General features: G+C 47.7%; 12 protein-coding genes. 9 read left to right on the forward strand and 3 right to left on the reverse strand.

Translation table 11 applies throughout. The annotated features are described in order from the left end of the window. The 7 genes from AWU74_RS01800 to AWU74_RS01825 form a co-directional block, all read left to right on the forward strand. Positions 1-799, forward strand: a 799-nt coding sequence (locus AWU74_RS01800) for an ABC transporter permease (RefSeq protein ID WP_062327016.1), incomplete at its 5' end; no start/stop codon positions are given. Next, a complete protein-coding gene (locus tag AWU74_RS01805) occupies positions 796-1,794 on the forward strand; it encodes an ABC transporter ATP-binding protein (protein ID WP_062327017.1) in 999 nt (332 codons plus the stop codon). The genes AWU74_RS01800 and AWU74_RS01805, both read left to right, overlap by 4 nt. Continuing rightward, the gene (locus tag AWU74_RS01810; RefSeq protein ID WP_062327018.1) at positions 1,791-2,834 is read left to right on the forward strand and encodes an ABC transporter ATP-binding protein; all 1,044 of its coding nucleotides are present in this window, start codon (positions 1,791-1,793) and stop codon (positions 2,832-2,834) included. The genes AWU74_RS01805 and AWU74_RS01810 overlap by 4 nt, the downstream gene beginning before the upstream one ends. A 553-nt stretch (positions 2,835-3,387) precedes the next feature. Further along, positions 3,388-4,620 (forward strand): DNA methyltransferase, encoded by a 1,233-nt coding sequence (locus AWU74_RS01815; RefSeq protein WP_162504661.1) that lies wholly within the window; start codon positions 3,388-3,390, stop codon positions 4,618-4,620. After that, on the forward strand, positions 4,620-5,042 hold the full coding sequence (locus AWU74_RS09915; RefSeq protein ID WP_162504662.1) for a hypothetical protein: 423 nt from the start codon (positions 4,620-4,622) through the stop codon (positions 5,040-5,042). The genes AWU74_RS01815 and AWU74_RS09915 overlap by 1 nt, the downstream gene beginning before the upstream one ends. 82 nt (positions 5,043-5,124) lie before the next feature. Beyond that, entirely contained in the window at positions 5,125-5,592 is a 468-nt protein-coding gene (locus AWU74_RS09920) for a DpnII family type II restriction endonuclease (protein WP_238580123.1), read from the forward strand. A 2-nt stretch (positions 5,593-5,594) separates the two neighbouring features. Next, a complete protein-coding gene (locus tag AWU74_RS01825) occupies positions 5,595-6,599 on the forward strand; it encodes a DNA-methyltransferase (RefSeq protein ID WP_062327026.1) in 1,005 nt (334 codons plus the stop codon). A gap of 177 nt (positions 6,600-6,776) precedes the next feature. On the opposite strand, the gene AWU74_RS01830 is transcribed toward AWU74_RS01825, so the two are convergent. Both AWU74_RS01830 and AWU74_RS01835 read right to left on the reverse strand, forming a co-directional pair. Beyond that, positions 6,777-7,586: a hypothetical protein gene (locus AWU74_RS01830; RefSeq protein WP_062327020.1), complete on the reverse strand. Its 810-nt coding sequence runs from the start codon at positions 7,584-7,586 to the stop codon at positions 6,777-6,779. A gap of 49 nt (positions 7,587-7,635) precedes the next feature. Next, entirely contained in the window at positions 7,636-8,397 is a 762-nt protein-coding gene (locus AWU74_RS01835; RefSeq protein WP_062327021.1) for an RsmE family RNA methyltransferase, read from the reverse strand. Positions 8,398-9,335: 938 nt separating this feature from the next. On the opposite strand from AWU74_RS01835, the gene AWU74_RS01840 reads away from it, so the two are divergent. Continuing rightward, on the forward strand, positions 9,336-10,076 hold the full coding sequence (locus AWU74_RS01840; protein WP_062327022.1) for a hypothetical protein: 741 nt from the start codon (positions 9,336-9,338) through the stop codon (positions 10,074-10,076). A gap of 22 nt (positions 10,077-10,098) precedes the next feature. Further along, on the forward strand, positions 10,099-11,283 hold the full coding sequence (locus tag AWU74_RS01845; protein WP_062327024.1) for a PDDEXK-like family protein: 1,185 nt from the start codon (positions 10,099-10,101) through the stop codon (positions 11,281-11,283). Between the two features lie 79 nt (positions 11,284-11,362). On the opposite strand, the gene AWU74_RS01850 is transcribed toward AWU74_RS01845, so the two are convergent. Beyond that, a partial coding sequence (locus tag AWU74_RS01850) for a S1 RNA-binding domain-containing protein (protein ID WP_162504663.1) occupies positions 11,363-12,085 on the reverse strand: 723 nt, incomplete at its 5' end.

Raw genomic sequence — 12,085 nt, forward strand, 5'->3', positions numbered from 1 at the left:
GGTTCGGGAGGGCGTCTTAATGCTTCTGTTTCTCGTGGCGTTTTCTTTGGCGGGTCCGCTCTTTTCGCGGTTCGACCGCGACGAAATCAGCATTTCTGAGGTGGAAAAGCCGCCCGGCAACGGCCACCTGCTCGGCACCGACGAAATGGGACGCGACATATTCACGCGCCTCGCATACGGCGGCAGGGTGTCGCTTGCCGTGGGCATTATCGCAATGCTGATACAGCTCGTCATCGGCGTCACATTCGGTTCCGTCGCCGGTTTTTTCGGCGGCATTTGGGACAGCCTCATCATGCGCGTTACCGACGTCATCATGTGTTTTCCTTTTTTTGTCATCTCGCTTTCCATAGCGGCATTAACCGGACCCAGTTTTACCAACGTGATACTGATAATCGCGCTGTTGCGCTGGCCCGCTATGGCCCGCGTCGTGCGGAGCAGCGTCTTATCGCTTAAAAACCGCGAATTCATCGAAGCGGCGCGAGCGCTCGGTTTGTCCCGCACGGAGATAATTCTGCGCCACCTTCTCCCCAATTCTTCAGGAGACATAATCGTGTACGGCACCCTGAACGTCGCCTACGCGATTTTGCTTGAAGCCAGTTTAAGCTTTCTGGGGCTCGGCGTCGCGCAGCCGGAACCGAGCTGGGGCACGATGCTCTCGCGGGCGCAAAGTTTCACGATACTGCAGCAATGCTGGTGGATGTGGATACCGCCGGGAATCACTGTGCTGGTCGTCGTCCTCGCAATAAACTTTATCGGCGAAGGTTTGCAGGAACGCTTCGATACGGAACGGCGTCGATGAGTAAGACAACTCCTCAGCCTTTGCTCGACATACGCGGTTTGACTGTCGAGGCAGGCGAAAAACAAATCGTCCCCCTGTTGCACGAGCTTAGCATTAGCCTTGAGCGGGGGCAAGTGTTTGGCCTCGTCGGTGAATCCGGCTGCGGTAAGACGATGACGGCGCTGTCTGTCATGGGACTCTTACCGAACCGTGTCTGCGTTACCGGCGGGGAAATCGATTTTGCCTCTCATAACTTGTGCGCCTTGTCAGCAAAAGAAATGCGCAAAGTGCGCGGCAAACATATCGCGATGATTTTTCAGGAACCTATGACCAGTCTCAACCCGCTCTTGACGATAGGCGAGCAAATGGGGGAGGTTTTGCGGGAGCACCTTGGTTTGAGGGGCGCGGAGAACAGAGAACGGTGCGCGGACTTGCTGAAATCGGTAAGCATTCCCGAACCGGGCAAGGCGTGCCGCTGCCAGCCGTGGCAGCTTTCCGGCGGTATGCGGCAGCGGGTGATGATCGCTATGGCGCTTTCCTGCAGCCCCGAACTGATTATCGCCGACGAGCCGACCACCGCCCTCGACGTAACCACACAGGCGCAGATACTCGACCTGTTTAACGATTTCAAGGCGCGCTTGGATTCGTCATTTATCTTTGTGACGCACGACCTCGGCGTGATAGCCGAAATTGCCGACCGTACCGCGGTGATTTATAGCGGTTATGTGGTGGAAGAGTGCAGCGCCGCTGCTCTTTTTGACACGCCGCTGCACCCGTACACCTACGGACTTATGCGCGCGCGAGAAGGACGCAGAGCCGCGAACAAAGAGGCGCTGTACACGATTCCGGGCGTTGTTCCGCGGGTGGGGCAACAGGAAGCAGGCTGTCCGTTTGTCCCGCGCTGTAACCGCGCCGCGGACATATGCCGGAAAGAGGTGCCGCCTCTGGAAGACGCCGGACGCATAAGCGGCAGCGCCACCGGACACAAAGTACGCTGCTGGAGGCTGTCAAAATGAGCGAGCCATTATTGAAAGTAGAATGTTTACGGAAAGAGTTTCCCGCGGGCAATTCGCTTTTCAGCCGAAACAAATCCGGCGTAAAAGCGGTGGACGGCGTGTCGCTGGAAATACAGGAGGGCGAATGTTTCGGTCTTGTCGGGGAATCAGGCAGCGGCAAATCGACCCTTGCCCGCTGTATCCTCGATTTGCTTACCCCGACGAGCGGCCGCGTCGTCTTTGACGGAAAAACTATTTTTGAACGGAGCGCCGCAGAGCGCCAGCGCGTTTCATTGCCGTCTGCGGAAATGCTCGCGCTGCGCCGGAATATGCAGATAATTTTTCAAGACCCCACGGCGAGCCTCGACCCGCGCATGTCGGCCGGCGATATTGTCGCCGAAAGCTTGCGGAAGCACCGCGTCGTTCCGGCGGGAGAAATCGAAAAAACGGCGGGCGACTATCTGGAACTGTGCGGTATCAGCCGGTCGCTAGCCGGCAGGCGTCCCGCCGAGTTTTCAGGCGGGCAAAAACAGCGTATCGGCATAGCCCGTTCGCTTGCGCTGCGCCCCCGGTTTATAGTCGCCGACGAGCCGATTTCCGCCTTAGATGTATCGGTGCAGTCGCAAATCCTCAACCTCATGCGCGAGCTCCGCCGGCAGTTCAGCCTGACTTTTTTGTTTATATCGCACGACTTATCGACGGTCGAGTATTTTTGCGACCGCATCGGCGTGCTGTATCTCGGCGCTCTCGCGGAGACCGGTACGGCGGCGGATATCACCGGCAACCCGCTCCACCCCTACACCCGCGCCCTGTTTTCCGCCGCGCCCCGCGCCCGTCCCGGTGAAAAACGGGCGCGCGTCGAGCTGCACGGCGAAATCCCCAGCCCGATACACGCTCCGAGCGGCTGCAAGTTTCACACGCGCTGCCCGCACGCTGAAACGCGCTGCGCGCACAGAGCGCCTGTTTTTGAGGATTCCGGCGGCGCTCACCGCGTAGCCTGCCACCGCTGGCGCGAACTGTCCCGTGCCGCCGCCGAACGCAATGCTGGCGTTCCCCTGTAAGGGGAATGACCGCGTTTCCTGAGAAAATCCGGCGTATAGGTAAAAGCAGGCACTATAAGCGTTTATGCTGGGTGCGTTCGGCGAGCCTTTATCCCGCGAGTTTGCAAAGCAAACTCGGTAGCACGCTACGGCGTGCGGCAGTTTCTTGGGGAAACTCGACACAGAGGTAACGCGGGAACCGGAGGGCAAATAATTGTCCGCAGAGGTTGTAAAACTGCCTAATTATGCCTTAAAACTGCCTTGTTTTACTTTGAAACTGCCTTGTTTTATTTTTGATTTGGGCAATTACACTTTGTTACAAGGCAGTTACACGACAGAACTGCCCAGATATATTTTATAACTGCCTAGATATGTTTTGTATCTGCCTAGACCTGAAGCGCGGATTGGCAAACCCGCCCCGCGTTGGGACATGAAAAAAGCGGCGGAAACCATGCTTGCTGCGGGGTATGCTGATTGAAGGCGCAAATCTTAAACGTCAGACAAAAGGCAAGTCACACATAGTTTAAATTTTACCCTATTGAACCATTCATAAAAATGAATTACACTAGAATACATGGAAAATTTGGAATCAAACATTATATCGCGCATTTTTGACCAAGGAATAGAGCTTTTGGGGAACGTAAACGAGTTGTTTGAGTTGGAATTGGCTTTTTTGGAATATAAAAACCTCCCAAGAGAGCAGTTGCTCGACAGAACTGCCTTTATAAAATCAATAGACGGAAAATGCTCTCATCATTTTTTAATGTGTTCTGTCATTCCTGACACTATACAAGAAAATCGCACGTCGGCAACTAGAGCGTACTTCGCAGAAGGACAGTTTTCTACGGGTTACGCTACTCACGGACTTTTCCCATATCGTGGGAAATTTCACCCACAGCTCATCAAAGCGTTATTAAACATTTTTAACATTCAAAAAAACGAGACTGTACTTGATCCTATGGCTGGAAGTGGAACAACAAATATTGAAGCGTCATTAATGGGTATAAATTCACTCGCACTTGATATTAGCCCTTTTTGTCAGTTTATGATAAAAACTAAATATGATTCATTAACTATTGATAGAAATATATTTTTACAAACAAATACCGATACAGAAATGTTTTTTAATTATTTATCCAGTGAAAATAGCCTTGAAAAAATTAAAAATTTCGGGAATAGCGAAAAAGAAAATGTATATAGCCTTGCTTTATTAGCATATCTTGATGCACTAGGGTATTCAAAGCGTGTTGTTCGTTCAAATCACAGACAACTTTTTGATAAAGTTTTACCTCGTTATATTGAAACCATGAAAACATTTTTACAAAATCCATACTTTGAACAAGAAAATCTTGGAAATGTTACTGTCATTGGTGAGGATGCTCTAAAAACTGATTTGCCGGATGAAAGTGTTGACTGCATTATCACTTCGCCTCCATATTCTTTTGCAATAGATTACGTTGAGAATGACAGGGATCAACTCGAATTCTTTGGGGTTGATATAGATGAATTGAAAAAAAATATGATTGGCTTAAAAGGTGATAAAAAAAACGATAAAATAGAGAATTATTTTGATGATATTGAGAAATTATGTGCAGAAATGTCTCGTGTCTTAAAGACAGATAAATATTTCACTGTGATTATTGGTTCAAATACTAATCAAACAGGTGGAATACGGCTAGAAAGTTCTGTAATAGCATTTAGTCAAAAATACGGCATGCCTCTTGTGAAAATGATTCAAAAACCAATACGCGGCATGAGAAATACCATGAAAGATGAATATATCCTTATTTTTAGAAAGGTAAAGTAATGAAGACAACGGACGAAAAATATACGACTGTGATCGACAAAAATACATTTTATTTCTTTAACGCAAAATTTGAAGAAAATTATGAAGGGTATATCAACTCAATAAAAGAAACTCTTTTAATAATCAAAAATAAGGTTGAAACCGAAGGGTTGAAGAAAGAGATATTTGAACAACTTCTCGCTGAAAAAGAAAATGGCTTAAGAGCATTATTGGCATTAACGGGGTTCTCAAATGAATATCTTAAAAGACTAACAACAATTATTCGCATTGTTGATAATAATGAATTAAATACGCTTGTAAATAAAAACAGTTGGCACAGTGAAAACTCTGGTGATATTAAAGAGTGGACAGATGAAGCAATACAAAAATTTATTAAACAAAATATTAATTTCAGAAAAGGTATTGTGAACCTGTTTTTTTGAAGGTGCGTCAATTCCATTTCTTGCAAAAACTATCCCATTGTTTGAATTGAAAAAACTCAGTATTTCAAAATTAAAATTTGACGTGACAGAACTTGTTGATACTCTTATTCGCTATAAAGAAAAAGGTAGCTATTCAGGAATGAAAAGTAATAATCCTGAAACTGTTGTTGAAGAATTATTGCGAAATATAGGAGTTTCTTTTGAAAAAGGCGATTTACGAGAACTCATTAAAAATGCCCCAGATTCAAAACGTACAATGGATTTTATTATTCCAAATAAGCAAACCCCGCTTATTGTTGTCGAAAGCTCTTTTTTGGCAACTACTTCTTCAGGACAAGGTGATAAATCAAAAACAGAGATCGCTATAGACACACTTCTTAAAGAACATTACCCGAATGCTCATTTTGTTGGTTTTGTTGATGGTATAGGATGGTATGTTCGTAAAAATGATTTAAGACGAATGGTTAATGCCTACGAAGATGTTTTTACATTCCATAAAGACGAATTATTCCGGTTTGAGCAGTTAGTCCGTTCAACATTAGGAAAATGAATATGGAACAAGAAATAAAAACTAATGTTATTTTACAAGGTGATTGCCTTGAATTATTCAAAACTATACCAGATAACTCTATTGATATGTGTTTTGCAGACCCGCCTTTTAATCTTAAAAAAAGATATACAAGCTATACAGATAATCTTGATTTGCAGGAATATCTTCTTTGGTGCAAAAAATGGATAGCAGAAATGGTGAGAGTTACAAAACAAACTGGTTCGATTTTTGTGCATAATATTCCAAAATGGCTAACTTTCTATGCTTCTTATTTAAATGACAAGGCTCATTTTAGGCACTGGATTTCATGGGAAGCACCGACAGCACCAATGGGTAAAACATTACAACCTGTTCATTATGGTATTCTGTTTTACACCAAAGAACAAAAAAATTCAAAAATATATGAGATTAGACACCCCCATAAAAGAGATCGCAAGCAAGGTTATTTATTAAAAGATTATGGTGGGAAAAAAGATATATTGCATCCATTTGGACCACTTATATCTGATGTATGGACAGATATACATCGTATAAGGCATAATAAAAACCGTGATGAACATCCGTGTCAGCTACCAGTTCACCTATTAGAGAGGCTGATTTTGTTGGCTACAGATGAAAACGACACCGTTCTCGATCCATTTTCAGGGACGGGTACAACTGGTGTTGCTGCAAAACAGCTTGGGAGAAAATATATTGGTTTTGAACTAGATGAACAATATGTAAATATCTCACAAAAAAAACTAGAAAACACTGTAATAAATCCTAAAGTTGGCGATTCTTTTGTAAGTTGGTATTTAAGTGAAATTGTTACGTTACGCGAAATTGATTGGAATGATATAAGGCAGTATTTTATTATTCCAGACTCAATAAGAAAAATTGACAGCGAAAAAATTGTTTTAAAAGCTAAACTTAAACCTAATAAAGTTGCTGTCAATTATAATGAAAATTATGAAATAACATTATTTGAACAAAAAACAGTTCGTGTAAATGAGTTGCCCACCGTCTAACAAACCGTTTACGCTTCGCCGCTGCGCCTCTATGTCTGCCGAGAGAGCCTGCCGGAATCGGCTTTGCCGGGACTGCTGGAATTACCTAAATTTACCTTAAAAAATGTACCGTCTGGCGCAGAATCGTCTAAATCTGCGTTGGATTTAGGCAAACTTTGCCCTGCCTCTATGCCTGACCTATGCGAGCGCGGCGAGGTTCTCTTCCACCAGCTTCAGGCGGCGCGACAGCAGCCCGATAGTCTTTTCTATGCGCGTCTTTTCCTGCTCAAGCCGCGTCTTGGTGTCGGCTTCCGCGGGCGGCTTCTTCAGCCCGGCGCGGACGGTATCGGGCGTCTGCCCTTCCAATAGCTGACTTTCCGCCTCGGCGCGTTTGTCGGGGCTGCGTATCGACGCGACCAGCTTCATGTTCTCGTAGCCGATTTCGGGGTTCACGCCATACACCGCCGCCTTCGTAATGGCCTCGGCGGCGGGGCGCGGCAGGCGGAGCACGCGGTCAACGTAGTCTTCAAAGCGAATGTTCGCCGCGTCGCAGAGCGCGCGTGCCTTTGAGAGCATCTGCCCCAGTTCCCGCAGCAGCGCGCCGCTCTGCGCGAGGTATTTCGTCCGTATGGTCTCGGTCAGCGCGGCAAGCTCCGGCGATTCGTCTACGCCGATTCGGTAATACCCTTTCGCCTCGGCGGCGCGCAGCAGTGCATGAAACTGTGCCCAAAAGTCGCACGTGTGCGCGCGGGCGTTTCCGGGCGGCAAAGTTCCGCCGCTTTCCGCCTCGCGCCGTTCGGTTTGCAGGTGGTGCGCGTACTCGTGTACCGCCGTGTACACCAGTTGATTGTCGCTCTGGAAGTTCTTGCTGTGCAGCAGAATCTCGTGCGTTTGCGGCTTATACAACCCGTTGACCTTCTTGCTGCGCTTACCGGTCAGCGTCACGGTGAACTCCAGTTCGCTGCTCTGAATGTCGAGCAGCATCTTCTTTATCGCGTCCTGATTCATGTTTTTCGCTCCGTATCGGCTGAAATCTTCCCTAATAAGTGCCGCGCCGTTATGACAGGCAGCCCATAGCGTCGAGGATGAGCGCCGCCGCCGCAGTCGCCGCCGTTTCCGTCCGCAAGACCCGCTCGCCGAGACTGTACAGCGTAAAGCCTGCCTCGGCGAGCGCGCCCCGCTCGCGCTCCGTCCAGCCGCGCTCGCTCCCGACCGCCGCCCACCCGCCGGTTCCACCGGGAACCAGTCGCGCCGCAAGCAGGAAGTCCCGAAGCGGCTTTTCGGGGCGGGCGTTGTCTAGCCCCGCGCGGAACGCCCCGTCCTTCGGAAGCGAGCGGAGGCATTCGTCGAGCGAGCCGTGCACCGACAACGCGGGGACGTGCGTGCTTTTCGCCTGCGCGCTCCCGTCGAGCAGCAGCGAATGCGCCGTGCCGCGCTCGGCAAGCGCGGAGCGCAGATAGGACTTTTCGCCCAAGTCGGTTCCGGCGAGCCGGATTTCCGCGACGCCGAGGCTCGCCATATCGCGGAGGAGGCGCCTGAGCTGAATCGGGCGCGGGAAGCCGATTATCATGCCGAGCGGGTGGAGCGGCTTGCCGTCTGACTCCGGCGCGAACGCAAACGAAAGCGTCCCGCGCGGCACGGCGCCGTCTTCCCGCCGGATTCCGGTGATTACCGCCTTCCCCGCCTTCCCGCCGACGACGCCCGCGTCGAATGCGTCGCCTTCCCGCTTGTGCAGCACCTGCACGATATGCCGTGCCCGCGGGTCGGCAAGCGGCAGCGGGGAAGCGATTTCATCCTCGGCGAACAGCACAATATTCACTGCCTGCCAGTATACTACGCACGTCGAAGGCGTGCTACCGAGTTTGCGGAGCAAACTCGCGGCATATAGGGCGGGCTGGTGAACGGCATATAGGCAGAGGCTGGTGAATGGCACTAGGTTTTCGCCTGTCGGTATATCGCTCGGCAGGCAACTGGGCGAAAGCCACTCTCTGCGCTCTGCGGTTTATTCCGTCGACCCTCGGCAAGCCTTTTTGATAAACTCGGTAGGCGCTTGCCTCTATGCAGAGTTTTCCGTGCGCTTGGCAGCGTGCGGGAAACTCGACCGCTCTCCGTGCGGAGCGCGGGGAGCGCCTTATCCGTATTGCGGCTCTATATCGCCCTTCGGTATATTGCTCAGTAGCCTTACTGGTGGAAATCGCTGCAAAGCCCACTCGGTAGCCCCGATAGGCGCTTATTCGTGTTGCGCCTTTATGCGTCTGCGCATATCAGAACCTCTCGATAGAGCGGGCGGTTGCTATGTCGGCAACCGATGCTTGGTGCGCATGAAGCGAGGCGCTTGGCGGGCATGTAGCGTTTCTCTTGCAGGAAACTCGGCATTAGAGGCGGAATATGGGCAAACGTACAGGCGCTTGCCGTTTATGCTGCCGAGTTTTGAGAAAATAGTTGCCGGAATCGTATGATGATGCGGCGGACAGGTACTGTTCTATCAAAGTCTCGTAGAACGCCGCTAAGGTTTGGTAGAATACTGCCGAGGCTTGGTAGAACATAAAAAAGCGGCGGGAACTGTGCTTGCCGAGGGGGATATGCTGATTGCGCCGCCCAAAACGTCGCAAACCTAACCGGTAAACGAATTTTTTTGTCCCAAGGTGGGAGGAGCGCCCTTCATGGCGCAAGAAATATTTTTTTTAAAAATTTGTAAAAAAGTATTGGCAAATCTGAAAATGCCGTTAATAATAATGCATATAAAGAGTATATTGTATGGCAAATTTTAACACTCTCGACCCTACCGCTGAGACTTTTCGCGCGTTGAAAAATGGAAATTATCTATGGTGGGATAATCTACGCAAAAACGAGGATATTTCCATTCAAATTAGAAAGGACAATACTCTTGATGTCTATTACCGGGGCGGCGCTATCGTTAGTGGGTTAAGGTTTGATGGGAAAGCTTTTTCCGGTGAGATACATTCAAAGTATATACCACTGGCAGATGATGAAAAATATAACAAACTTTCATTAACTGCGAATGGTGTGGAATTTTCCGGTAAAATTGAGCCGTTGGCTTTTTCGCAGTTTGAAGAAAAAACACTGAAAGCTATTGCTGATAGAATAAAACCTCACTTTGATTCCAAGTCCGAAAAAGCGATACAGTATGAAATTGTAACCAATCATTCGTCTGTTCTTGATACCGAATTTGCCTCGAAAGATGACAATGTTCGAATTGACTTAGTATACATTGATACAAGTAATAAAAAACTTGTATTTGTTAAAGTAAAAACTATTGCGGATGGAAGGTTGTTTATCGATAGCAGTGACTCCGAAAGTATTTATAACCAATTGAAAAACAAGAAAACGGCAGTATTATTTTGGATTTTACCAGCAACCAACATGTCAATGTTGCAAAATGGGTATTCTCTTTTGGCGGTAACGCTTTCCCCATTGAGCCTATTGACTTATTTGATGATTGGGCTGATAATGTCAGACGAATGTATGATATGTTGATTGAGGAGGAAAAAGAGGAAGGATGGAATTAGCTGAAATTCTTGCTGAAACGAGTGATATTCTCAAAGAGTATGAAGCAAAAAAAGCAAATGCACCCGGTTTTGGTAATATCATTGATCTTATGGCCCGGTCTCATTTGGAAACTGAGCACAGTCGCGTTATCGGCTTTTTCCTCAATCCAACGGAAACACACCACCACCCGGAATTTGGCGAACTATTTCTCAATCGCTTAAAAGCATTAAAAAGCCTCGCAAAGAAAATATCAAACACAGCAGTTGCGTATATCGACAGAGAATGGAAAACTACTGATTATCGTAGTATTGACTTGATAATTAAAACAAATGGGAATGAAGTTATTATTATCGAAAACAAAGTACATGCAGATGATCGAACGAAACAGTTGCATGATTACGTCAAAGCGGTAAAAGACAATTATAAAGTAGATCCGATTTTAGTGTATCTGACATTGTCTCCAAAAAATCCAAAGGACTATTCTATTGAAAAAGCAGAGTTAGAAACACTTATATCCGAAAAGCGCTTTGCAAATATCACCTATACAGATTTCATCCTTCCTTGGATAAAAGATTGTATTGGACAAACAAAACATAGTGAAGAAGTATTAACATCCGCACTGATTCAATATCGCGATGCGATAGAAGGAATTACGCACCAAAGGAGAATAGATAAGATGAGCAACACAAAAATAATTGAAACCGTTACAGAAAGCCCAGACACACTCAAATCTTTTTTTGTTCTGCAATCAATCAATAAAGTCGATATTGTCAAACACATTATCGAAACTCAGTGTATTGATGCACTCAAAAATATTGCTAAGAAACACGAGTTAGGATTTTCTATTGGCGGCGATGATGACGGAAAAGACTGTTTTATGGCGAATTGGGGTTTTGATTTTGAAAAACACGGTACTAATCTTGTAATGTGTTTTCCCTTCGATTCAAATTTGAGCGGACTTTGGTATGGGTTTTTAAATAAAAACATATCGGCGAAATTTCGAGAGGTATTAATAAAGCATCATTTTGAATTTCATAATATATTTTGGTATAAAAGTGTAAAAGATTATCAAAATTGGATGGATAATGGTGTCCTTATCGAATTGTGCAGCGGCCAGAACAATAAAGTATTACGTGAGGTTGAAACTAAGATAGAAGAACTCCTAAGTCTTATTAAGGAGAGCGAGACAGAATAACAGCCACAAGTGAATGCGGTTTTTTCAATGGGGGCTTACTCTCGCCAAAGTTCAAGCGTAAGCTCTTCCTTGAAGGATTTTAAGTCCGCAAATTGTTTGTTTGTTCGAGCGCGTCTATATAGCTCAGGTTCAGCCGCCCCATTTTATCCACTTCAAGCAACTTTACCGGAATCTGCTGTCCTTCCTTCACCACGTCGGTAACGCGGTCTACGCGGCTCCGCGACAGCTTGGATATATGGCACAGACCCTCTTTGCCCGGCAGGATTTCGACGAAACAGCCGAAGTCCATAATGCGCTTCACCGTGCCGTTGTAGACGGTGCCCGGCTCCGGGTCTTCCACTATTGCCTTCACCGCCGCGCGCGCGCTGTCGGTGGCTTTCGCGGTTCTGCCGAATATGGTCACGGTGCCGTCGTCATCGGTGTCGATTTTCACGCCGTACAGCGCGGAAATGCCCTTCACCGTCTTGCCGCCCGGGCCGATGAGCGCGCCGATTTTGTCTACGTCGATTTTCATCGTGTCGATTTTGGGCGCGAACTCGCTCACCTTCGGCGCGGGCGAGCTGATCGTCTGCTTCATGACGCCCAGTATGTGCAGCCGCCCGCGCTTCGCCTGCGCCAGCGCCTTCCGCATGATTTCGGCGGTAACGCCCGCGATTTTTATGTCCATTTGGAAACCCGTAATGCCGTCTTCCGTGCCGGCGACCTTAAAGTCCATATCGCCGAGGTGGTCTTCCTCGCCGAGTATGTCGGAGAGGACGGCGTAGCGCTCGTACTTGTCGCCTTCAGTGATAAGACCCCTGCC

This window comes from Treponema endosymbiont of Eucomonympha sp. (assembly GCF_001028545.1).

Excerpts from the sequence above, each read along its gene's own strand:
- AWU74_RS01845 (WP_062327024.1), top strand. The coding sequence starts at position 10,099 with ATGGAATTAGCTGAAATTCTTGCTGAAACGAGTGATATTCTCAAAGAG.
- AWU74_RS01815 (WP_162504661.1), top strand. The coding sequence starts at position 3,388 with ATGGAAAATTTGGAATCAAACATTATATCGCGCATTTTTGACCAAGGA.
- AWU74_RS01810 (WP_062327018.1), top strand. The coding sequence starts at position 1,791 with ATGAGCGAGCCATTATTGAAAGTAGAATGTTTACGGAAAGAGTTTCCC.
- AWU74_RS01825 (WP_062327026.1), top strand. The coding sequence starts at position 5,595 with ATGGAACAAGAAATAAAAACTAATGTTATTTTACAAGGTGATTGCCTT.
- AWU74_RS09915 (WP_162504662.1), top strand. The coding sequence starts at position 4,620 with ATGAAGACAACGGACGAAAAATATACGACTGTGATCGACAAAAATACA.
- AWU74_RS01840 (WP_062327022.1), top strand. The coding sequence starts at position 9,336 with ATGGCAAATTTTAACACTCTCGACCCTACCGCTGAGACTTTTCGCGCG.
- AWU74_RS01805 (WP_062327017.1), top strand. The coding sequence starts at position 796 with ATGAGTAAGACAACTCCTCAGCCTTTGCTCGACATACGCGGTTTGACT.
- AWU74_RS01830 (WP_062327020.1), bottom strand. The coding sequence starts at position 7,586 with ATGAATCAGGACGCGATAAAGAAGATGCTGCTCGACATTCAGAGCAGC.